This window comes from Ruficoccus sp. ZRK36, assembly GCF_019603315.1.
GTDB lineage: Bacteria > Verrucomicrobiota > Verrucomicrobiia > Opitutales > Cerasicoccaceae > Ruficoccus.
On the sequence record NZ_CP080649.1, the window covers coordinates 693,903 to 715,502 of the forward strand.

The 21,600-nt window shown below is 56.7% G+C and carries 19 protein-coding genes and 2 tRNA genes; 9 read left to right on the plus strand and 12 right to left on the minus strand.

All coding sequences use genetic code 11. The annotated features are described in order from the left end of the window. Positions 1 to 16: 16 nt before the first annotated feature. The 3 genes from K0V07_RS03040 to K0V07_RS03050 all read right to left on the minus strand — a co-directional run bounded on the left by K0V07_RS03040 (position 17) and on the right by K0V07_RS03050 (position 2,382). Complete coding sequence (locus K0V07_RS03040; RefSeq protein WP_220623063.1) at positions 17 to 1,669, minus strand: CTP synthase; 1,653 nt, start codon at positions 1,667 to 1,669, stop codon at positions 17 to 19. 197 nt (positions 1,670 to 1,866) lie between these two features. Beyond that, positions 1,867 to 2,205, minus strand: a complete 339-nt coding sequence (locus K0V07_RS03045) for a hypothetical protein (RefSeq protein ID WP_220623064.1) — start codon at positions 2,203 to 2,205, stop codon at positions 1,867 to 1,869. A 103-nt stretch (positions 2,206 to 2,308) separates the two neighbouring features. Beyond that, positions 2,309 to 2,382, minus strand: a tRNA-Gln gene (locus K0V07_RS03050). A 119-nt stretch (positions 2,383 to 2,501) separates the two neighbouring features. Between K0V07_RS03050 and pyrH the strand changes: the two genes are divergently transcribed. The 6 genes from pyrH to K0V07_RS03080 all read left to right on the plus strand — a co-directional run bounded on the left by pyrH (position 2,502) and on the right by K0V07_RS03080 (position 7,606). Then, positions 2,502 to 3,248 (plus strand): UMP kinase, encoded by a 747-nt coding sequence (gene pyrH, locus K0V07_RS03055; RefSeq protein WP_220623065.1) that lies wholly within the window; start codon positions 2,502 to 2,504, stop codon positions 3,246 to 3,248. An 86-nt stretch (positions 3,249 to 3,334) separates the two neighbouring features. Next, a complete protein-coding gene (frr, locus tag K0V07_RS03060) occupies positions 3,335 to 3,895 on the plus strand; it encodes a ribosome recycling factor (RefSeq protein WP_220623066.1) in 561 nt (186 codons plus the stop codon). 67 nt (positions 3,896 to 3,962) lie between these two features. Further along, the gene (locus K0V07_RS03065) at positions 3,963 to 4,499 is read left to right on the plus strand and encodes a DUF1153 domain-containing protein (protein ID WP_220623067.1); all 537 of its coding nucleotides are present in this window, start codon (positions 3,963 to 3,965) and stop codon (positions 4,497 to 4,499) included. Between the two features lie 3 nt (positions 4,500 to 4,502). Continuing rightward, entirely contained in the window at positions 4,503 to 5,612 is a 1,110-nt protein-coding gene (proB, locus tag K0V07_RS03070; RefSeq protein WP_220623068.1) for a glutamate 5-kinase, read from the plus strand. A 127-nt stretch (positions 5,613 to 5,739) separates the two neighbouring features. Next, positions 5,740 to 6,462 (plus strand): hypothetical protein, encoded by a 723-nt coding sequence (locus K0V07_RS03075; RefSeq protein WP_220623069.1) that lies wholly within the window; start codon positions 5,740 to 5,742, stop codon positions 6,460 to 6,462. Positions 6,463 to 6,628: 166 nt separating this feature from the next. Then, a complete protein-coding gene (locus K0V07_RS03080) occupies positions 6,629 to 7,606 on the plus strand; it encodes an exosortase/archaeosortase family protein (protein ID WP_220623070.1) in 978 nt (325 codons plus the stop codon). A 19-nt stretch (positions 7,607 to 7,625) separates the two neighbouring features. Here the strand turns inward: K0V07_RS03080 and K0V07_RS03085 are convergent, their stop codons facing one another. Beyond that, on the minus strand, positions 7,626 to 8,546 hold the full coding sequence (locus tag K0V07_RS03085) for a phosphoribosylaminoimidazolesuccinocarboxamide synthase (protein WP_220623071.1): 921 nt from the start codon (positions 8,544 to 8,546) through the stop codon (positions 7,626 to 7,628). A 136-nt stretch (positions 8,547 to 8,682) separates the two neighbouring features. Here K0V07_RS03085 and K0V07_RS03090 point away from each other — a divergent pair. Next, a tRNA-Glu gene (locus tag K0V07_RS03090) sits at positions 8,683 to 8,760 on the plus strand. A gap of 748 nt (positions 8,761 to 9,508) precedes the next feature. Next, a complete protein-coding gene (locus K0V07_RS16495) occupies positions 9,509 to 9,814 on the plus strand; it encodes a hypothetical protein (RefSeq protein WP_255568107.1) in 306 nt (101 codons plus the stop codon). Positions 9,815 to 10,005: 191 nt separating this feature from the next. On the opposite strand, the gene K0V07_RS03100 is transcribed toward K0V07_RS16495, so the two are convergent. The 7 genes from K0V07_RS03100 to K0V07_RS03130 all read right to left on the minus strand — a co-directional run bounded on the left by K0V07_RS03100 (position 10,006) and on the right by K0V07_RS03130 (position 15,736). Beyond that, on the minus strand, positions 10,006 to 10,185 hold the full coding sequence (locus tag K0V07_RS03100) for a helix-turn-helix domain-containing protein (RefSeq protein WP_220623072.1): 180 nt from the start codon (positions 10,183 to 10,185) through the stop codon (positions 10,006 to 10,008). Next, entirely contained in the window at positions 10,185 to 10,946 is a 762-nt protein-coding gene (locus tag K0V07_RS03105) for a hypothetical protein (RefSeq protein ID WP_220623073.1), read from the minus strand. The genes K0V07_RS03100 and K0V07_RS03105 overlap by 1 nt, the downstream gene beginning before the upstream one ends. Beyond that, positions 10,943 to 11,287 carry a hypothetical protein gene (locus tag K0V07_RS03110; protein WP_220623074.1) on the minus strand — a complete coding sequence of 115 codons (345 nt, stop codon included), beginning with the start codon at positions 11,285 to 11,287 and terminating at the stop codon, positions 10,943 to 10,945. The genes K0V07_RS03105 and K0V07_RS03110 overlap by 4 nt, the downstream gene beginning before the upstream one ends. A 50-nt stretch (positions 11,288 to 11,337) precedes the next feature. Beyond that, a complete protein-coding gene (locus K0V07_RS03115) occupies positions 11,338 to 12,663 on the minus strand; it encodes an MvaI/BcnI family restriction endonuclease (protein ID WP_220623075.1) in 1,326 nt (441 codons plus the stop codon). An 11-nt stretch (positions 12,664 to 12,674) separates the two neighbouring features. Continuing rightward, positions 12,675 to 13,130 (minus strand): very short patch repair endonuclease, encoded by a 456-nt coding sequence (locus K0V07_RS03120; protein WP_220623076.1) that lies wholly within the window; start codon positions 13,128 to 13,130, stop codon positions 12,675 to 12,677. A 2-nt stretch (positions 13,131 to 13,132) separates the two neighbouring features. After that, entirely contained in the window at positions 13,133 to 14,368 is a 1,236-nt protein-coding gene (gene dcm / locus K0V07_RS03125) for a DNA (cytosine-5-)-methyltransferase (protein ID WP_345778169.1), read from the minus strand. A gap of 207 nt (positions 14,369 to 14,575) precedes the next feature. Then, positions 14,576 to 15,736 (minus strand): replication endonuclease, encoded by a 1,161-nt coding sequence (locus K0V07_RS03130; RefSeq protein WP_220623078.1) that lies wholly within the window; start codon positions 15,734 to 15,736, stop codon positions 14,576 to 14,578. A gap of 490 nt (positions 15,737 to 16,226) precedes the next feature. Between K0V07_RS03130 and K0V07_RS03135 the strand changes: the two genes are divergently transcribed. Then, positions 16,227 to 18,407, plus strand: a complete 2,181-nt coding sequence (locus K0V07_RS03135; protein WP_220623079.1) for a DUF3857 domain-containing protein — start codon at positions 16,227 to 16,229, stop codon at positions 18,405 to 18,407. A 42-nt stretch (positions 18,408 to 18,449) separates the two neighbouring features. Here the strand turns inward: K0V07_RS03135 and K0V07_RS03140 are convergent, their stop codons facing one another. Then, the gene (locus K0V07_RS03140) at positions 18,450 to 21,566 is read right to left on the minus strand and encodes a discoidin domain-containing protein (RefSeq protein WP_220623080.1); all 3,117 of its coding nucleotides are present in this window, start codon (positions 21,564 to 21,566) and stop codon (positions 18,450 to 18,452) included. Positions 21,567 to 21,600: the final 34 nt, after the last annotated feature.

Here is a 21,600-nt window from a genome sequence, read left to right on the forward strand (position 1 = left end):
CAATCTTGGGCGCTGATCAGCCCTTCTTGCACTTCATCGCGGCTTTCACGAAATCAGCGAAGAGCGGGTGCGCTTTGTTCGGCTTGCTCTTGAACTCCGGGTGGAACTGCACCCCGACCATCCACGGATGATCGACCACCTCGGCGATTTCAACCAAGTCGCGCTTCGGGTTAACCCCGCCGATACGCAGGCCGCTTCGGGTAAGGATATCGCGGTACTTGTTGTTAAACTCGTAACGGTGGCGGTGGCGCTCCTCCACGGTCTTCGGCTCGCCCTTGGCGAAGTCGGCCTTGGAGAGGTCCGGGAAGTACGCGGCGGCGGAGTGTGTTTCAGGGATGATCTGGCAGGTGTAGGCCCCCAGGCGCATGGTGCCGCCCTTTTCTGTGAGCTCCTTCTGGTCCTCCATGATGTCGATCACCGGATCTTTACAGTCCGGGACAAACTCCGTGCTGTTAGCCCCCTCGATAGCCGCAATATGGCGGGCATACTCGATAACGAGGATCTGCATACCCAGGCACAGCCCGAAGTACGGGATACTGTTCTCACGCGCCCACTGGGCAGCCATGATCTTACCCTCGATACCGCGATCCCCAAAGCCACCCGGCACGAGCACACCGTCCAGCCCCTTGAGGTGCTTTTCGGGTCCGTCCTGCTCGATTGCCTCGGAGTCGAGACGCACGATATTGATCCCGCAGTCGTTGGCGATGCCACCGTGGGTGAGGGATTCGTAGACGGACTTGTAGGCGTCCTGAAGCTCAATGTATTTACCCACAACGCCAATCTCGACCCGGTGGGCCGGATACTTGAGGCGGCGGACCACGTCCTCCCACTCAGTCATGGAGGGGGCGGGAGCTTCCAGGCCGAGAGCCTCGGCCACAATGTCGTCCAGGTCCTCACGGGCCAGCGCCAGCGGCAGCTCGTAGATGGAGAACTCCACATCCATCTCTTCGATGACGTTGCGGACGGGGATATTACAGTAAAGGCTGAGCTTGGAGCGGATCTCGTTGTTGATCGGCTTCTCGGTGCGGCACACCAGCACGTCCGGCTGGATACCGATCTCGCGCATGCGGGCCACCGACATCTGCGAAGGCTTGGTCTTCAGCTCGCCGGCGGCATTCAGGTACGGGATCAGCGTGCAGTGGATAAAGAGCACGTTCCCGCGCCCGGCTTCCAGTGCGAACTGGCGCAGCGCTTCCAGAAAGGGCAGGCCCTCGATGTCCCCGACCGTCCCGCCGATCTCGGTGATGAGGATGTCCACATCCTTACCGGCCTCACGGATGCGGTTCTTGATCTCGTCGGTGACGTGCGGGATCACCTGCACGGTGCTGCCGAGGTAGTCCCCGCGGCGCTCCTTTTGAATGACCGACTCGTAGATCTGCCCGGAGGTCAGGTTATTAAAGCGGGACAGGCTGCCGCTGGTAAAGCGCTCGTAGTGGCCCAGGTCGAGGTCCGTCTCGGCTCCGTCGTCGAGGACGTACACCTCGCCGTGCTGATACGGGCTCATCGTGCCGGGGTCGACGTTCAGGTACGGGTCGAACTTCTGCAGGCGTACACGCTGGCCGCGCTGCTCAAGCAGGGCGCCCAGGGCGGCCGCCGTCAGGCCTTTACCCAGAGAGGAGACAACGCCCCCGGTCACAAAAATATATTTCAACGGTTTGTTCTTTGCCATCGGTAAACTAGAAAAGGGTGTTTGGCGCGATGGCTCGGGTGCCCTCGTCCGGGGCCATATTCGAAGGAGTCTCCTAGGGCAGTGGCAACCTTTTAAAAGCGAAAGTTTACAGGTCCTCCCAAGCAAGCCAGCCACAGGGAGGTTGCTGGTGTCCAAACTCGGGGCAAAACCTGATCATTTAAAACGATGGCATATCATTACAAAGGGAGGACATACGGAATTTCAAATTTGACTCTACTAACAGTAGAATTTTCACGTTCAGATTTTTTTCCTCCCCCTGCCGTTATACCGGCAATGCAAAGTCCACCACCACCGCTGAGGCTTTCATCCTCACGAACTGTTACCGCAATATCAAATTCTGCAACGTGAACCGGTTGCCCTTCCCATTCGAGACTATTGCGTGTGATTAGAGCTCCATCAACCCGTAAAGTTGGTGGCCCGAAGACAGATTTTGGGGAATTGGCTTCCGTCCTAGCCTTCTCAACCCCAGACACAATACCTACGAGAACTTTGGATATAAAATCGTCAATATTCATTAAATGTGGATATTGCCTAACTAGGCTAAAGTCTAGAAAATCACATTCCTTAAAACATGATCATAACCAAATGCCACAAGTCACACCCCCGGTCCGGCCAAATTGGCAGGTCCGCAGGGATTTGAACCCCGACAAGCAGAACCAAAATCTGCTGTGCTACCATTACACCACGGACCTAACTGAAACGCGGCAAAGTAGCAGCTTACGCCCGCGCGTCAAGTATTTGATCACGCCAGATCATCTCGCCAAGCAAGTGGTTGACGCCGGCGGCTCGCTCCTACATAGACTCAGAGACTATGGTGGATCAACTGGCTGACGACCCTGCGCAACCCAAATTCAAACGCATCGTGCTCAAACTGAGCGGCGAAGCGCTTCGCAATACCGAGAACGGCGACCCCATCGATGGGGACATTCTCCAGACCGTTTGCGAAGAGGTAAAAAAAGTTCACCTCCTGGGCGTACAGATCGGTCTGGTCGTCGGCGGCGGAAATATCTTTCGCGGGCAGCTCGGAGCCGAGCACCGCAACGTAGACCGCACCACCGGCGACACCATGGGCATGCTCGCCACCACCATTAACGGCCTCGCCCTCATGGACCGCCTGGAAAAGAACGGCGTGCCCGTGCGCGTGCAGACCGCCAGCCCCATGGACAAGGTCGCCGAGCCGTTCATCCTGCGCCGGGCCTCACGCCATATGGAAAAGGGCCGCGTCGTCATCTTTGTCGCCGGCACCGGTAACCCGTACTTCTCCACCGACACCACCGCCGCCCTGCGCGCCAGCGAGATCCACGCCGACGTCATCATGAAGGCCACCAAAGTCGACGGCGTCTACGACAAGGACCCCATGAAGCACGACGACGCCGTGAAGTACGAGGAGCTCAAGTTCTCCGAAGCCCTCGGCAAGCGCCTCAAGATCATGGACGCCACTGCCTTCTCCCTGTGTATGGACAACCACGTGCCGATCCTCGTCTTTAACATGCACGAGCAGGACAGCATCCTGAACGCCGTCATGGGCAAAAAAGTCGGCACCCTCGTACACGAGTAGCCCCGCCACCGGTAACAGGCCGTAACTTTAGCCTGTTCATCCGGCAAAATCCTGTAATCCTTATCCCCTGATAACCCACCGCAACTATGACACCCGAAGCCATTCTTAAGAATACCCAGTCCGAGATGCAGAAAGCTCTCGACCATACCCTGCACGAATTTAGCACCATCCACACCGGCAAGGCTTCGCCCGCCATGGTGGAAAACGTCACCGTCGAAGTCTATGGCAGCAATATGCGCCTGATGGAGGTCGCCGCGATCACCACGCCGGACTCGCGCACCATTTCCATCCAGCCTTGGGACAAGGGCGCCCTCAAGCCCACCGAAAAGGCTATCCAGACCGCGGGCCTCGGCCTCAACCCGATTATCCGCGGTAACACCATCATCTGCCCGCTGCCCGAGCTCTCCGGTGAGCGCCGCAAGGAAATGGTCAAGATGGCCAGCAGCCTGTGCGAAAACGGCCGTGTCGGTATCCGCGCTGCCCGCCAGGAAGCCATGACCGCCCTTAAGCAGGCCAGCAAGGACAAGGAAATCTCCGAGGACGAGCAGAAGCGCGGTGAAAAGGAAGTCCAGACCCTGACCGACGATTTCGTCAAGAAGATCGACCAGTCCTTCAAGGACAAGGAAGCCGAGCTGCTCAAGGTCTGAGATAATCCTTTCCCCAGCCCGTCCAGATTGGATTGACGGGAAAACGTCCGACCGGTTATATCATATTATGACCGATATATACCTTGCGAAGGTCTTCAAGGACTGGGTCAATGCGCCCGACAACGCAGGTACTGTCAAGCGGCTCCGCATGTTCGTCACTGGGCTTAATCTTGCCCTTTTTGCATTGCTTGGATACCGCCAAACGCTTCTTGATCTGATCAATGTGATTATCTTGGGAGCGTTACTTTTATCTCAAATTCTTCAATCCAAGTTAGTCACAATCGACGAAAGAATCAATAAATACACCATATCCTTGCTCACCTACCAGACGCGCCTGAAACGCCATGGTGCAAAGGGTCTAAAGGTGATTAGAATCACATCAGTGGCAGCAACAACATTGACGATCATCGCATGCTTTGCGAGCACACTTGAAGATGCCGGCCTCGTCCCAATCATAACATCCTTCGCTCTCTTTTTCCTGGCGTGCAAAGGCTTAACCTACACAAGCAAGCCCTCCCCAGACAAAATGCTGAAAGAGCTGGGCATTGATCCAGAGCATATGATTGCGATTGCAGGGCAGGAACAGACGATTCACAGTTCCTAGCTTATGCACTTTCTGGAAAACGCCCGTCGCGTCGTGATCAAGCTGGGCACCGGTGTGCTCACCTCCGGCTCGGGCGATCTCAACACCGAGGTCGTCGAGGGCATTGCGCGCGAGATTGCCGCCCTGAAGATGCGCGGCCTGCAGGTCGTGCTCGTCAGCTCCGGGGCAGTCGGGCTGGGCCGCGGGCGGCTCGGGCTCAAGCAGCGCCCGAAAAAGCTCTCCTCGCTCCAGAAGTGTGCCGCCGTCGGCCAGAGCCTGCTGACCGAGCTTTGGCAGCATGCCTTTGAGCCGCACGGGATCAATGTGGGGCAGCTCCTGCTCACCCGCGAGGACGTGCGCTCCCGCAAGCGCCACCTGGCTATCCGCGATCTGTTCGAGGAAATGCTGACCGAAGGCATCGTGCCCATCGTCAACGAAAACGACACCGTCAGCGCGGCCGAGATCAAGTTCGGGGACAACGACGTGCTCTCCGCGCTGGTCGCCTCCATGACAAAGTCCCAGCTGCTCATCATCCTCTCCACCGCCCCCGGGCTGGTGGACATGAACGGCACGGGCGAGATCGTTCCCGTGGTCGAGTCCATCACCGCGCAGATCGAAGCCATGGCTGGCGGCTCCGGCACCGTGGTGGGCACCGGCGGTATGATTACGAAAATCCAGGCCGCGCGCCTGGCCATGCGCTCGGGCTGCGGAGCCTTCATTGGCTCGGGCTCAGACCCGGCCATCATTACCGATCTTTTCGCCGGGCACGCCACCGGCACGATTTTTATCCCCAGCCGCCTGCCGCTGGGCTCTCGCAAGCGCTGGCTGGCGTGGTTCGAGGAGCCGCGCGGTAAGCTCAGCGTAGACGCAGGAGCGGTCAAGGCCCTGCGCGAGAAGGGCTCCAGCCTGCTGGCCAAGGGCGTCACCGCCGCCGAGGGGCGCTTCGCACGCGGCGAGGTCGTATCCGTACTGGGGCCAAAGGGTGATGTCGTTGCCCGCGGGCTGGCCGGGTTTGCCCATGAGGATATGAAAAAAATCCTCGGGCAGAGCTCCGAGCAAATCCAGGCCCTCTACCCCACGCGCAAACACGTCGAGGCCATTCATCGGGACGAACTCGTCCTTATTGGACGCTGAGGGATTCCCCCTGTTCTTAGGGGTTTGACACCTATACGCGATGCTATGTCCTTAAGATATAGTGAGATATGCCGAATAATCCGGCGTATCACACATAACCTGTAACTTTTGTTCTCCCAAGCCCCACATGCTGATGCACAGACACGCCAGCCGCCGCCACTCTGATGCCGACGATGATATGCGTAGCGGAGACCGTCGCGTACGCCTCCGCAACCGGGTCTTCGCCGACTTACTGCATCTCCCGATCATACTTGGCGTCCTTCTAGTCGTAGTAGGCTTCGTCCAGGCACTGGACTGCTATGTGCCGATGAACTTCGCTGATCCACTTTGGGAGTACGGACTTTTTGGAGATCTGGTCTCTTGCCTCTGGCTGCCCTTGATTGGCCTCGGGTTGATCCTCATCCCTGTTAGCCTCGTCTGCCCCTTTTGGCAGTTGAAGCTACGGGGCACCTTAGGCTGGCTCGCACTGGTTGCCGGTATCGCAGCGCTGCTACTCATCCCGTATGGGATGTTCTCAACGGCTCGCGTCCAGTCCGCACTGGCCCCCGCCCCCCAAGGGCTTGAAATCCAGCCCAACCCCTCCCCCAGCCTCAGCGCCGAGGTCGTGCGCAGCCGACAGTTTCCCAAGCTCACTCAGGTCGACAATGAAGCCGAGAACATGCGTCTGCTGAAGATCCGCCTCTGGAGCCACTCGATCAGCAATGCCCTCCAGGCCTTGCTCGCGAGCGCCTGTTTCTTACTGCTCTTTTTCAAGACCGGCGTCTACCGCTACCTCCTGCATCAGGATGCGATCGGCAAAGGCGAGCACGTGGGGATCTCGCGCGACCCCTACGATGAGGATGATCATTGATCAAGCGCTTGTGCTGCTGAGCATTATTTTGCGCTAAGAGGCTAAAAATCCTCGCGAACCGGTCGATTTGAGTCGAAGCATCCGGACGCTTGCCGCACGATTCGCGCCATACCTGCGCCTGTTTCCGCGCTCATAGCAGACAACATCTGCGACACCCACTATCCGCATGCCGCCACAGGTTTCCAGCCCATCCTCAAGCCGTGTCCTCTGGACACAGCGGTTGATCATCGGTGCAATCGTCGCGGTATGCGCAGCGCCCTTTTTGGCCCACACCAGCCCGGATGAAAAATCCCGGATGATGATCAAGGCGATGGCCATCGCGGCGGCCCTGGCCTGCATCACCCTCAACCGCACGCGCTTCACTCTACGAGCAAGCCCGCTTCAAAGCATCTGCGGGCTCTTGCTGATCCTGACCGGCTGCGCACTGACACTGGCCGATACCCTCGGCGGCTTGCGCGATCCGGGGGCAGGTTTCATCCTGGGAGCTGCCGGGGTCTCGATCATTGCCACCGGGTGGTGCTTCAACAGCCTCAAAATACGCTGTATGGGTCTGTTTGCCCTGGCCGCCATCCCCGCAGGTGCAGCGGAAAACCTGATCGAGAGTGGCCTGCGCTACTCCACCGTCGTGGCGAAGCTTGCCGCCTTCGTCCTGCACTACGTCGGCTTTACCGTACGATCTGAGGGCAACATCATCTACACGCAGGGGCACGCCGTCGAAATCATCGCCGAGTGCTCGGGTCTTAAGCTTTTCTTCATGCTGGCCGCCTTCTGCGCCATCCTCCTGCTGTGCCTGCCGCAACTACGCACGATCACCGGACGCATGCTTCTGGCCGCCTTTGGAACGGGCCTGATCGTGAGCATCCTCAGAATCGATTTTCTCGTCCTGATCGTCGGCCAACCCGCGCTTTTTGAGTTCTTCCATCACGGCATCGGCTCCGAGCTGATCTCACTGGCCGCCATTCTGATCTTTTTCGCGTTTATCAAGGAGCAGGCCTTTACCGCGCTGGAGTCGTACTTCCCCATCCCGGAGATACCCAGCAGCAGCCTGCCCACGCCCAGCGACCAGAAGCTGCTCAACGCCTCCCTCATCGCGGCCATCGTAATCGGGCTGGGCACCGCTGCAGTGGTAGAGCTGGCTGCCTAACCTCTGAAGACAAGCGCGCCTAGCGCAGGCTGGCCCAGAGCTTTTCCAATGCGGTCAGGTAGCGCTCCTGCGTCTTGGTGATGACTTCCTCCGGCAAGGAAGGGCCAGGGTAGGATTTGCCCCAGTCAAGCGTCTCCAGATAGTCGCGTACGTATTGCTTATCAAAAGCAGTCTGCGAGCGGCCCGGCTGGTAATCCTCACGCGGCCAGTAGCGGGACGAGTCCGGCGTCAGCACTTCGTCGATCAGGTGCAGCTCGCCCTCGGCATCCGTCCCAAACTCGAACTTCGTGTCGGCCAGGATGAGGCCGGACGATGCGGCCTTCTCGGTACCCATACGGAAAATCTCCAGGCTCACGCTCTGGATACGGTCATAGACCTCCGCCCCGATGAGTTCCTTGGCCCCTGGCTCGTCGATCGGCATGTCGTGCCCCTCGGCAGCCTTCGTCGTCGGTGTAAACAACGGCTCGGGCAGCTGCGAGCTCTCCTGCAGGCCCGTGGGCAGATCGAGCCCAAAGAGCTTACCGGTGGTCTTGTAATCCTTCCACCCGCTCCCGGCCAGATAGCCGCGCACGACCGCCTCCAGCTTTACCGGAGTGAGCTTCTTGACCAGCATGCTGTACGGGATGAGGTGCGGGAAGCTCTCCCCCAGCAGCTCCTGCAGGGCCGCATCGTGGTCGGGCACCAAATGATTGGGGATGAGCGACTCCGTCTGCCGGAACCACCACAGGCTGGCCTGCGTCAGCAGGATACCCTTACCGGGGATGCCGTCAGGGAGCACCACATCAAAGGCTGAGAGCCGGTCTGTGGCGATCAACAGGAGGCGATCTCCCAGATCATAAATCTCACGGACCTTGCCCGAGCCGATATGCCGGAAGGGCAATCCTATCACTGCACGCATGGCCTGCCGGGGCAGCGCCGCCTTGACGTCATCGAAGGTCATAATCACTTGGCATAGGTCTCTGCGCGCCCGGTAGCAAACGCGGAATTGCCCTCAGGGCATTTTTTTTAAATTCCTGCAAAAAAAGCCTTGCGCCCGCTTTCTTTAAGCCTAACTTCAACCGCTTCCAACCGGCTAAGTCCCCATCGTCTAGTCAGGTCTAGGACACTGGATTTTCATTCCAGCGACCGGGGTTCGAATCCCCGTGGGGACGCCACTTTCCCGCCTGTGTCAGGCGGGGTCAAGACGGCGCAAACTGCATCAGATTCAACAAGTTCCGAAACGGAATTTTCGTGATCATTTATGTCACGTTTTGTCAGGATTTTGCCCGAGATACCAGAAATCTGTGACCCTATGTGTGACCCTTTTTCGAGCGCGGGCAGTGCCTCGACTTTCTCAAAGAGCCGCAGGTGGTGCGTATCGGTGTAAATCTTCGAGGTCAGGCGCTCGTCCTGATGGCGCATTAGCTCCATCGCTTCTCGCTGCGTCACGCCGTTGACCTGCAAAAACGTGCCCCAAGTATGCCGCAGGGAATGGAAGTCCACATAGCGGCCCTCCTCGTCCTGATAAGCGATCCCGGCAGCCTCGAGGTCCTGCCTTAACACATCCGCACGCGGAATGCCCTTCTGGAACACCAACTCGCCCGGCTGGGCATTCGCAGGCTTGAACTTCTCCAGTGCCTCACGCACGTCCGCCATAAGCGGCACAAAGCCTTCCTTACCGTTTTTCGTAGTCGAGGCCCGCGCCGCCACAAAAGGCCGCTCAGCAGTCAAATGAACATCCGCCCAGCGCAGATTACCCATTTCCTGCCGCCGCAAGCCAGATCGGCCCGCCAGATGGTAAACCATGCCCCGATAAGGTGGCGCCACTGCCAGCAGCCGCGCAAACTCGGCATCACTCAAGGCCCGGCGCTTACGAACCTCCTTGCCACGCTCCTGCACCTTGACCACTGAGCGCAACGGATTATGCGGGATGCGCTCCATCTTCACCAAGGCATTGAAGAACACATTCGCCGCATCCAGATAATCGTTAAGCGTGGCCGGAGCGAAGCCCGTCTGTCGATTGCGCCAGAGAATAAACGAATCCGCCGTCACATTACCAACCGTGCGCCACCCACAACCTTTCATCAGCCGCTTAATGCGCCCCCGGTACTTGATCAGCCCTTCGTCATTGCGCCCCGCCTTTTGACGCTGCTTGAGATCGGTCAGAAAATCTTCCAAGTGCTCAGAGAGGGGCTTTTTCACGCCATCCCGCAACGTCTTGGGAGGTAACAGCCCCGCCTGCTCGGCCTCCCACTCTTTGCGGAATTCATCGGCCAACTTGTCCGCAACTTCCTTTTGCGTCACTTTGAGCGACTTCCACTTGTCCACCAACATTTCGCCGTAGCGATACCGCAGGTAATAGCACTTGCTCAGCATCCGCTTGCCGTTGATCGATTTGGGCTTCTTTTGAACCTTGTGAATCATGCCAGACCTCCCTTCAGGATACGCTCAATATCTTCCAGAGGGATACGGACACACCCGCGAACTTTGACCTTTCGAAGCATGCCGTCTCGCAACATCCGGTTGATCGTCGAGACGGAGACCTCGAGCAGACCTGCGGCTTCGTTTTTGTTAGCAAGTTTGTGTGGTTTGTGCTCCATCAGATTGCCTCCCGCTCTTGGGGTTCGACCGGCAGACGACCTTCAGCTAGCGCCCGTGAAATCGGTGGCAGTGTCGCCAAGGCCTCACGGCGTATTTGCTCCGCCCGTTCATTCGGGACCAGCTTGCCCTCGACACAGATCGCACCCAACAACGGAAGGTGCATTAGGTCCTCGGCAAAGCGTTCAAGAAATTCACGGTACTCGACGTCGTAGTACTTCGAGACGGGCTTGGAATCATAATGTCCCAGTTTATTAAGGAACAAACATCCATATGCGTGTGGCGACTTTTTGCACGTCTTCTGGAGCTCCCTGGAAAAGGTCTTAGTGCGCTTTCGGACTGTAGCAACTGGCGTCAAATTTACCCTCTGGCCATCCGCGTGATCCAGCATTTGATCAAAGACACCCGTATTGTGGATGGAAGCACTGCGAACATGATCCCACTCAAGACTGTCCAGGCATTCGTAAAACTCTTCATTGGTCTCGAATGGCAATGACTGCCCACACATGGCCATTGGCCCGTCATTGTACTCCAGATCGAGCGTCGGCTTCTTGCCGTCAAAAACCATGTAGTAATCGACATCATCCGGAAAAACTCCGTCCAGATAATCGACCAGCGCCTGCATGTCCTCCAGACACTTCCCCGCCAAGCCGGGGATTTTCTCTATGACGGTTTCTCTGTCTACGAAAAGGAGTCCGTCTTCAGACTGAGCCAGAGCTGCGGAATCCTTGAGTGAGTGATTGAGCTCGAAGATATTTATCATTCTCGTTTCCTCCTTCTCCTGGGTTTTGTGGTTATTTCCTTTTGCCACGCCGGAGTCGTCCTGACCGCCTTTCGGCTTTCTGCGATGAACTCAATCAACTGCTTTTCGGATTCCTTTTGCTCTTGGGTCGACCTGTTTTCGACTACGCTCTCTAGATATAGTAATGTTATTTTAGCTAATAGTGCGGACCGGGTCAGACGGGTGCAGACACCCAGCGTGTCAACAGCAGCTTTCTCCTCCTGGCTCAGCGTGAAGCAAACGGGCTTGTCCCGGGGACTTTGAATATCCACGGCCTTGCGGCGTCCGGTTTTCTGGCGAGGAGTTTCCTGCTCAACTGTCATTTCTATATCTTAAACATATAAGTTTAAGATACAAGTAAAATCTCTCACTCCTAGGACGCCAACAGCTCAACAGCATCAAAGCTGTTGTACAGATCACCGAGATTTCTGGAATTAATGCGAAATTGGCTTCGTCGCTTTATCTTGGCACGACCAGTTGACCAATTCTCTCCCTTTATACCTGGATCATAGTAAACCGAATCCTTGCTCATGGCCGACAGGAACATGGTAAAATCCGTCCCTCGTCCCGTAAAAATAGTGCCCCCGTACTGATATTGTCTTGAATCCAAAACCTGGCACATCGAGGGAATATAGGCAGCTTGGGCGTGCTTGCGCGACCAGTGCTCAACCAATGCCGGGAACGGCCATTTGGCGGCAATATCCGTTCCATTTGTCAGTACGATTCCACCCTCGAAGTCCGTAATCTTATTCGTAAACGGGCAATAGCCGTCCAATTTCAGAAATAGCCCCGTCCCGGCATGAACTGAATTTGCTTTGTGAACGCCGCCAAAATTCATCCTATCAGGCCTCCCTCTCTTGTCCGGGTAGCCATATTTCCGCAAGAATGCCTCAACGCCTTGTTCGGCATAGTAACCGCCCGTAGGCTCGGGCGTCATAAGTGTGATGGTTGCCACACCTAAAGGGTCAAATCTGGCAACGTTGTATTGCTTGATTTCCCAACCAAGGTAATCCGGTTCCGCCCGACCATTGGGGATAACGCCCAACTCGGCCTCCAGTGTGTACCCTCCGCAATTCGGTGCCTCGCATGGACCGGTTGACCCGTCAGCCAACAGCCTCTTTGAATTTATCCAGCCACATTCGTGAATACGCCGCAGTTGCGCAATCAACTGCTGATAGGGCGACAAAATTTGAGACTCGCTGAGCAGTAGTTCCAAAAAGACCCCTACACATTCAAGGCCCGTCTGCGATTCAAGCTCTCGGGCAACCCGGCTTTCCCGGCCACAGGCATAGGCAAGGATTTCACCGGTATCGCAGATTCCCAACACAAGGATACGCCCCTCATCCCTTGATGCCATGATGGAGGATGGAGCCAATTTACATCTCTTGAGAAAGCCGGACATACGTACCTCAGGGTATTGGGGATACAATATCAATTGGCTGTCTGGAGCCTTTTCCCGCTGGCCGTTTTCACCCACCCAGAATAAATCCAGCGGAGCCTTATATCGCCACTTGTCTCTCTTCACATTGTGCTCCCTTTGTATTCCCTTGTAGGGCAGGATATTCAGGGCTGACAAATTCCCGGCCAAATAGACTTGGTTCTTGGAATTATCATTGGGAGCCAGCTTTTTGATAAAAATACGTTTCGCGCCCAGATCAGTGAGAACATACTTGATGCGGGATAGGCTGATATCGTCCATTTGTACTCCTGTTAGCGATTTCCCCCTTCGAGGCAGAGAGCATAGCTGTCAGACTTTAGCCAAGAATCAATCATCGTCACAACGGCTTCAATTCCAATTGAACGCTTACCTTTCAGGGCGCATTCCCAGAGTGTGCATACCCGCCACCCCATTTCGGCAAGACGTTTTCGCGTTTCCATGTCCCTGTGTTTGTTTTGAGCGAGCTTGTTTTTCCAGAATTCAACGTTGGATTTTGGCCATTTGAACAACGTACAATCGTGCTGATGCCAAAAGCATCCGTTAACAAAAATAACGGCATTATATTTTTTCAACACAATATCCGGCTTCCCGGGTATCTTATTGCCATGAAGCCGATAACGGTAACCCAGCGCAAACAAACCAGAACGCACCAAAATTTCGGGTTTGGTGTTCTTGTTCCTGATACCCCGCATCATCCGACTGCGGGTCTGCCCGTCGACAACGTCCACGTTCAGGCAGGAATATTGATGTAAGTTTGCCTTTGCACCCGTTCGGGCTCCTTCAGAGCCATGACATGAGGCTTCATGATTTTGGCAATGGCAGTCACGACCGGAACAACCACGGCATTTCCGAACTGCTTGTACGCTCTGGTGTCGGACACGGGGATCACCGTTTTGTGCGTATCATTATCGAAGCCCATCAACCTGGCACATTCCCGCGGAGTCAGTCTTCTTGGATTCTTGCGAATTCCCTGAGATACAAGTATCTCACTGCCATCCTTGTAGTAACGGGCAGAAAGCGTACGGCTTGTATCCTCAGGCTGAACCAGACCGTAGCCGAAACCATTCCCGCTGGCCTTGTGCTTGGCTGCATAATCCTGGAGGTATTGCCAAAGATGGTCCGAAAGCGTGTACTTGTCTGCCACTTTGGCCTTGGGGCCCGAAGTATAAGGCTCTTCAGGCATTTCCGAACCATCCTCTGGATGAAGAATAGAATTTAGCTTGGGGCCTTTCTTCAAGTCAGGCAGTTTAAGGTCATTCCAGGAAAACGCGGTCTCACTCCTGAATCCGACTATAAAAGTACGCTCGCGATGCTGCGGAACGAAATGCTTCGCATCGACAACCCGGTGGCTTTCGTCGCCACTTCCAACAATATAGCCCAGCTCTCTGAGGGTATTGATAATGACCTGAAACGTTTTGCCTTTGTCATGGGATTTCAGGTTTTTCACATTTTCCAGCAAAAATGCAATCGGTCGCTTGGCCTTCAGTATCTGAACGATATCAAAAAACAGTGTCCCCTGTGTCTCATCTTCAAAACCGTGCTTTCTTCCCAAGGAGTTTTTCTTTGAAACCCCTGCAATACTGAATGGCTGGCAAGGGAAGCCGGCAACAAGCACATCATGGGCTGGGATTACGGACTTATCCTGAACCCCCTGGATATCGCCCACAATCTCATGATCGATCGGAAAATTTGCGCGATACGTCTTCTGCGCATAGCTGTCCCACTCACTGGTAAACACGCATTGGCCACCAACTGCCTCAAAGGCTAATCGCATACCACCAATACCGGCGAATAAGTCAATAAACGTAAAGTCATGGGCACCATTTGCATTGTTTGATCGAGGATAGAGCATCTCTCTCATCATGGGGAGATATGCCTGAATAGGCTGCGAGTCTCCATGCTCCCAGCGTTGAATCGTTTTTGGAGCCACCCCAAGGCGGTCTGCGATTTCAGCTTGCGTGTACATACGTCTTAATGCGCTTAGGTACCATTCAAGTTCATTTTTAAACTCTCTGGGCATAATTGTGGACATTCTGTCCATTTTATGTCCCTGTCAATTGTCTTTGTGGTCAAGAACTGACGCCGCAAGATTATTTAGTGATACAATTAGACTTGAATTTGCTGTGAGCAAGAGGAAACAACCAAAACGAGAAAGACTTTTCGGCTCACCATTCTATGCTTTAATGTGCCGTTTAATGCGAACAATCGGCTCATGTCTACCGCCCAACACAACTGCCAGTTCAAGCGGTGTAGCATCTGCAAAGGTCTTGAGCAGGTTCAGTGCGTGGTAGGCCCATTTCTTGCCAAGGCGTTCCTTTAGGGCATCGAGTGAATCGCAGCCGAGAATGTGGGCGAGTTGGGCAACGAGCTTGCGCCACTCCCTACCGGTATCGAGCCACGCGAAGGTTTGCGAGACGGCGCGCCAGCCCCGTGAGTAACGGACCATGCGGGCACCTTTGAATTGCTCTCCCCGGAACTGGCTGCCTTTCTCCAGGTATTTGCCGACGTACTTGGCAATGCCTTCGGCGTTGGAGCGGATCGGCAGGAGTTCGCACCGGCCAAAGCCGTAATGCCCGGCAACCTCTCGAAGGTGTACCCAGAGGTGGCGAAGTTCAGGGGAAGCGGTGGAAGCATATTGCTTGAGCAGTGAATAGAAGCGGGCAGTTTTGCCGTTGGTGCGGTATTCGTTTTGGCATTCCCGAAAGGCCGTGAAGTCAAAGCCCGTGCGAATGTCCGACCGGCACACCACCACCAGATGATAATGCACCGCCCCGCGCTTCTGTGGTTCGACCACGATCACCCACGCTTCAAAGTTCTTGCGCAGGATGTTTGTCGCCAGCGAGTTGAACCGGCGTTGCGCTTCGCGGAAGTCCGTCACGTTATCGGCAAAGGTCAGCGTCAGGAATCCTAGCCGCTCGATCCCAAAATGATTGGCCATGTACTCGATGTTCTTTTCCAACGCGAAGTTCTTCTTGAGTTCACCCTGAGTCGGAGGCCCGAAACGGCGTTGTGACCCGTCCGGCAGGTTAAGCCAGATTCTAGGCCCGTCCACCTTGTGAACCATCTCCGGCGGGTGTTGCCTCAGAGCATTCGCTGCCTCTGTTATTGAGTTGTTTTTCTTTAGACAAGGAAGGGCGGCTGCGCCGCCCTCGGGGCCGCCGGGCAGTGCGGGCACGCCCTCCGGCGTGCTCCGCGCTGCCTCGTCGTCCCTCGCGGGAGCTTGACAGCTACTCGTTGGCCGAATGTAATCAGCACTATTCGAGAGGTTTTCCGCTTCCGATGTTTGCCCTTCGCCGTGTTGCCGCATGGCAGGGGCTTTTTTGCGGGTGCTCATTGGGCACCTCCCCCGGTTGGCGGGTTAACGTCATCGACTGGGCCTAGAGCCAGTCCCGCCGCCTGCTTCCGTGCCTGAGCAAGCGAGCCAGAAGGCACGCTGTCTTGCTCAGCACGGGGCGGCTCCCCATCGACCCGGCCAACCTCGACAGTCGCACGGATGACCTGTCTTTGTCCGGGCGATAGATGCGGCCATGACTCAACCACCTTTGCCAGCAGGTGCCAGTCGTTATCAGAAATCTGTGACCCTATCAGTGACCCTTGCTCGGGACAACTTTCGCAACCTAGCGGGTCATCAGCACCTTGTATATTTTCCGACCGGGGTTCGAATCCCCGTGGGGACGCCACTTTTTAAGGTTAAGTGGCTTGGGCTTAGGAGTAGGAGAACGCAGTTTAGCAGGCGTCTTATAAAAACCGGGCCGTAAGACAACACGGCAAACCGTGGCGTTTTTTTGCTTTCGCCCAACAGGCAGGCATGATTACGATATATCATGCCATCCACTACTCATCCGCCATATCCATCCCCCCCGAACGCCCTCAGCCTGGTAAGCTTTGAACCAGTCCCACACTGGGTAAAATCGCATGAGGCAGCGCATAGTGTCGCGCGCAAAGACAGTGATGCACTGACCCAGCTGCTGATCGACCGGCAGCACGATCTAGCTAGCCGCACCGTCTTTGACCGGCGAGTCCTTCGCCTGGAAAATATGGATGCGGTGCAGCACCTCTCACAGTGGACACTGGATTTCTCCCCCCTCACTCAACAAGTCGTCCTGCACGACTTAACTGTCATTCGTAACGGCGAGCGAAAACAGTATGCGATACGCGAAAACATCCGCCTGCTCAACCGGGAACGCAACCTGGAGGCTTTTATCGTAGACGGCATGGCGACGCTTCTGATCGTGCTGGCCGACATCCGTGTCGGGGACATCATCGACCAGTCTCTATCAATCACAACCCGTCCACACCTGCTTGAAGACGATGCGTTCGGATTCTACACACTCCCCCCAGAGACACAGATTGGCGCATTTCATTACTCCATTACGGCCCCGAGCGGTGAGCTGCCCAAGTGGGCAAGCTCCGACGCATTGGGGGACCCTGAGCAGCGCACGGACGCAGGACATGAAACCCTCAGCTGGGAGCTCGCTGAGGTATCACGCTTTGAGACCGAGCGGAATACCCCCGCGTGGCAACTGCCACCCGCGTGGATCAGTTTCTCGACGATCGAGAGCTGGGAGCGCATTTCGTCAGCCACTGCCCAGGCTTGGCCCGCCTGCGGCGACACCACTGCTATCGACGAGATTGTTTCCCGCGTTAAATCAGAGCATGCCGATCAGGCGTCTCAGATCGAGGCCCTCATCGCATTCGTCCAGGACGACTTCCGCTACCTGAGTGTGACTGAAAGCTTTGGCGGACAGATCCCTGCGGCTCCGGAGACCGTGCTGAGCCGCCGCTATGGCGACTGCAAAGACCTGTCCTTGCTACTGTCTACACTCCTGCGTCAGCTCGGCGTGCAGGCCAGGCCCGTCGTCGTCAGCGCCGACATCGGAAGGACCATACCGGAACTACTCCCGAGCCTGAACGCCTTTAACCACGCGATTATATCGTTTTTCCACGAAGACCATGAATACTGGGTGGACCCCACTGCACACGCACAGGGTGGCGGAGCGTTAAAGCGCCACGTCAGTCGGTTTTACTACGGACTGCCCATTGAGAGCGAGGGCTGCGCACTGGCCACACAACCACCCATCCCCGGCAAAGACACGTATCAACTTCACGATACAATCCTCCTGGACACCGCCGGTGGGCACTCTCTACTCCGTATCCAGATTTTCGCGACAGGCCTCTACGCAGACCATCTGCGCGAGCGACTGCGCGGAAACGGCGAAAATGGATTCAGTCAGTATCTGATCGATCGAACACGTGATCGCTACAAGGTAGAGAAGGCACTTGAAGAACCTCTTTACGAGGATGATCGAGCAGAGAACACATGGAAAATGGTCGAGCTCTACCAGCTTCCACCCCTGCATGGGAGCCAGAACGGAGTCTATGGTATCGACCTTCCAGCCTCCTTGCCCCTGAACATACTGCCCTTCCCGGATTCAGAAAAACGCCATGCCCCCTTCGCCATTCCAGATGGCGTTGACGTATCACATACCACAGAAATCCGAGCCAGCTCAAACCAAGCCCAACCAGGTCGCTCTGAGCTTGCTGAGTTTAAGGGTATTCACTTTAGCGTAGATACCCGGCTCAAGAAAACCGTGTGGACACACACCGTCGCGCTAAAGACGCAATGCGACCACCTCGCACCAGAGGATCTCCCCGCCTTTCGGACAGAGTTCCGGTCGGCCATACAAGCGGCAGGCCTGGGTATACAAGCCGCCAAGGGACACCGCCGTCTCAAACGGGAAAGTAATTTCTTCACCCTACCTGAAGCAGCCTCTCAGCGAGCACACACATCGGCAAGAAGCCGGAAGGTGCACTATGAGACGTTACAGTCAGGCTCAGACCACCGCTCCCACCGACGCACTCGCTCTGGGAGACCCCGGACCCATGCCCATAGAAGCAGCAGCTCTGGTTCACGCAAAGGATGGTGGGTCATGGGTGTCGTAATCGTGGTCGTAATCAAAGGCATCGTCCTACTGACAAAGCTCGGCACCTCGACCGCCCCCTGATCTCAATGCGATAAGACCAGGAGGCTGACAGGTCCGAAAGGCTTACTTGTCCAGGACGACCATGGCCTCGCAGATAGAGGTCCAGCTATTGACGGAGTTGCCCTTACCGGTGATGCGGACATAGCGGGCATCGACCGGGTCGAAGCCGATGAACTCGTACTCATCCTGCGGGGTCTTACCGGAGCCCTTGCCGTCGAAGACCGTCTTCCAGTTTTCCCCATCGGTCGAGACCGAGATGGTAAAGATGGCCTGACGCTGCATGGACTTATACCACATGATGTCCATGCCCTTGATCTTAAGCACACGGCCGAGATCGAAGTCCAGCTGCACATCAATGACATCGGAGGCGAAGTACGTCGAGGGCTCGCCATCCGCCGCGTCGATAGCGGGGTGCTCAGCACTCGGGTGCGTGGTGCGCACACGGCGGTAGACCGGATACTTGTTACGACCTTCCGGATAGGCATCCAGATAGACGGCATTACCGGCCTCGGACTTACTGAACCGGTACTCGAGGAAACCGGCGATCAAGTCGATCGGGAGCAGGACAGATTTGTTGCTCCAGTTCAAGGGCTTGTCCAGTTGCATCTCCTGTCCCTCGATGGTGCAGACGGTCGCGCCGTTTTTGCAGACCAGGCGGTTGCCGTTGTAGTCGGCCACCAGATGGCGGTCATCCACCTGCACGGGGATCTTCAGCGCCTGAAAGATCGGCACCACGTCCACGTAGCATTCCGACTCGTTAAAGATCAGGTTGTCGACCAGCACGCGGCGACCGTTCACGATCACGCGGGCCGGCGGCTCGCCGCCGACGTTAACCGGCTTAACATTTGAGTAGTCCGGCAGAGGGCTGGCCTTGCCCTTTTCCGGGGCACCGGGGCTAAGCTCATAGTCACCGGGCTTGAGCTCCATGTAGAGCGTCGTCGCCTCTTCGGAGACCTCAGCGGATTGCAGCTTATCCGAGCCCTTCTGCTTCAGGGTCCATGTGCCAGCCTTCAGGCCGGTCATGAGCACCTTGGCCGGGCCATCGGTGACACTAAAGGCCAACGCATCGCCGACCACGGCGTCCGTGCGCGGGAAGTAAACCTGCCAGCCGTCGATGGCTACGCCATCCATCTGGTCGAGGCTGAGGCGCTCGACCGGTTGGGCTTCGCCGTACTCGCGGTCCATGATCTGCATCACGTTGAGGAAGGTCGAGAGCGGCTGATCGGAATAGTCCTCGATCTGCGTGCGGTAGCCGAGGTTAAAGGGCGGCACGCTGCCGTGCTTGTTTTTCCCGATGGGATAGGTCCGGTCAAAGACAGGGTTGTCGCCGTCGGGACCACCCACGGTCTCGATGTCGATGTCTTCAGGCGCAGGGAGAAGCGTCTCGACCACCATGCGGCCGGTATCGTTTTCCTGGCCGGCATCGACGATCAGCTTGCCGTCCTCCTCGACGGGTTCGGCCAGCGTCTGCAGCAGCCAGATCTTGCGCAGGCCGGGCTTGGCGGCGTCCATGCGGTCATAGACCAGGACGGTAGCGGGCCGGTCAGAGTCGTCCATGTTCAGGGTGACGAAGTGCCGCTGATAGGACTTCAGCTTGTCGCCGTAGGAGGGGGTCAGGTCCGCACGCAGATAGCTGTAGAGCGGGCGCTTCTCGTTGGGGCCAAATTCGTGGCCCAGGATGGAGCCGGACTTCGCATGCTTGAGCAAGGCCTCAAGCTTGGCAAACTCCCCGCGACCATTCGGGAAATGCTGCCCCCCGTCGTTATCAACCGGACCATAATCTTCATCCGGGTCGTAGGCCAGCATGACGTTGTGGCTGATGCTGCGCTTGTTGTAGTTCCAGTCGAAGGGAGTGCCGTACTTCGGGTACGCACCGGTATCGATGGCCAAGTGCCCGCGGTAGTAAATCTGGAAGGCACCCGCATCGAGGTGCATGTGGTTATTGAAGTGGTAGCCGGCGCCCTTCATCTCAACGACCGCCACATCGCTGTCGCGGCCCATGGCCCAGCCGGTACGGGCGATCATGCTGCCGAGCGGCTCGGCAAAGTACTTGGTCGTGGGCAGCCCGGACAGGTCGGCCACATCAACAGACGGATCATAGAAGAGCAGGAACTCAACCGGCTTGCTCTTGGCAAAGCGATGCACCCGGCGGCGCAGGGACTCCGCATGCAGGTAGGGGTCGTTATAGTAGCTGGTGACCTCCATCAGACCGTCCATGATATTGAACTTGCGGCCCCCGAGGTTCGTATCGCCATCGATGAGAGCGCTGCCATCCGGGCACAGCGCGTAGATCCAGTGGTAAGGCATCTTGCCCTGATCCGGGCTGTAAACATCGACACCCGCCATGCGCTTAAAGAGCCAGGCGGAGTAGATTTCCCAATGGAAACGATATACCCCGTAGGAAATGCCCTGGTTGTGGCGGTGGGCCTGGTAGTTGAAGTTACGCGGCTCGATGAACTCGACGAAGAAACGCCCCGCGGAGTGATGATAAATGCTCGGGTCTTCGTCGTAGACGGCGATCCCGGCCGAGATCAGGTCGCGCATGAGCTGCGCCTCACCTCCATGGCCGGTGACGGCTCCCTGCCGGTACGGCGGATAGCCGATCTCCATGTGGCTGGCCAGTTCCTTGATATGGTCGATGATCTGCTGCTTCTGCTCGGCGTCCATCAGCGGGTAGCACCAGTCGTAGACCAGCGAGACCGTGAAGATCACCTCACCGTAGTCACGCGTCACATCATGGCGATCCGGGATGACCAGTCGCGACAGCATATCGAGCGTATTGGCAACCGCGTCCTTACCCATCTGCTCGTCATCCTCCACCGCATAGCGCAGAGCCTGGGAGCTGATGGCAATCAAGGTCGGGCGGCTGAACTGATTATCGTCGGGCAGGCGGACCTGCTTACTCTCAGAGCGCTTGCAGACCGTTTCCCATGCCTCTGCGCAGAGCTCGTCATCATCGATACGCTGTTGAAGCTCGGGGATGAACTCCGGGGTCAACAGCAGGCGCGGATGATACGAGGGCGGCGTAATTTCCGGCATCGGAAATTTAAACTTCTCCTGCGAGCCCTCGGCTCCCGTCGCAGCGGACGGAGTGAGCACAAAGAGCCCCAGAAGAGTGATAGCAGCTAAACAAGCGCCACGCATGACCGCAGTGGCTTTGGGGAGGGTTGGTATCGGCATATAACGGGAGGAATGGAGGTTTTCGAACAACCGG

Bases quoted from the DNA above. Each gene is read 5' to 3' on its own strand.
- dcm (WP_345778169.1), bottom strand. From the start codon at position 14,368: ATGTACACGCAAGCTGAAATCGCAGACCGCCTTGGGGTGGCTCCAAAA.
- frr (WP_220623066.1), top strand. From the start codon at position 3,335: ATGACACCCGAAGCCATTCTTAAGAATACCCAGTCCGAGATGCAGAAA.
- K0V07_RS03065 (WP_220623067.1), top strand. From the start codon at position 3,963: ATGACCGATATATACCTTGCGAAGGTCTTCAAGGACTGGGTCAATGCG.
- K0V07_RS03110 (WP_220623074.1), bottom strand. From the start codon at position 11,287: ATGACAGTTGAGCAGGAAACTCCTCGCCAGAAAACCGGACGCCGCAAG.
- K0V07_RS03045 (WP_220623064.1), bottom strand. From the start codon at position 2,205: ATGAATATTGACGATTTTATATCCAAAGTTCTCGTAGGTATTGTGTCT.
- K0V07_RS03100 (WP_220623072.1), bottom strand. From the start codon at position 10,185: ATGGAGCACAAACCACACAAACTTGCTAACAAAAACGAAGCCGCAGGT.
- K0V07_RS03080 (WP_220623070.1), top strand. From the start codon at position 6,629: ATGCCGCCACAGGTTTCCAGCCCATCCTCAAGCCGTGTCCTCTGGACA.
- pyrH (WP_220623065.1), top strand. From the start codon at position 2,502: ATGGTGGATCAACTGGCTGACGACCCTGCGCAACCCAAATTCAAACGC.
- K0V07_RS03075 (WP_220623069.1), top strand. From the start codon at position 5,740: ATGCTGATGCACAGACACGCCAGCCGCCGCCACTCTGATGCCGACGAT.
- K0V07_RS03130 (WP_220623078.1), bottom strand. From the start codon at position 15,736: ATGAGCACCCGCAAAAAAGCCCCTGCCATGCGGCAACACGGCGAAGGG.
- K0V07_RS03135 (WP_220623079.1), top strand. From the start codon at position 16,227: ATGCCATCCACTACTCATCCGCCATATCCATCCCCCCCGAACGCCCTC.
- K0V07_RS03115 (WP_220623075.1), bottom strand. From the start codon at position 12,663: ATGGACGATATCAGCCTATCCCGCATCAAGTATGTTCTCACTGATCTG.
- K0V07_RS03085 (WP_220623071.1), bottom strand. From the start codon at position 8,546: ATGACCTTCGATGACGTCAAGGCGGCGCTGCCCCGGCAGGCCATGCGT.
- K0V07_RS03040 (WP_220623063.1), bottom strand. From the start codon at position 1,669: ATGGCAAAGAACAAACCGTTGAAATATATTTTTGTGACCGGGGGCGTT.
- K0V07_RS03140 (WP_220623080.1), bottom strand. From the start codon at position 21,566: ATGCCGATACCAACCCTCCCCAAAGCCACTGCGGTCATGCGTGGCGCT.
- proB (WP_220623068.1), top strand. From the start codon at position 4,503: ATGCACTTTCTGGAAAACGCCCGTCGCGTCGTGATCAAGCTGGGCACC.
- K0V07_RS16495 (WP_255568107.1), top strand. From the start codon at position 9,509: ATGCGGGATGCGCTCCATCTTCACCAAGGCATTGAAGAACACATTCGC.
- K0V07_RS03105 (WP_220623073.1), bottom strand. From the start codon at position 10,946: ATGATAAATATCTTCGAGCTCAATCACTCACTCAAGGATTCCGCAGCT.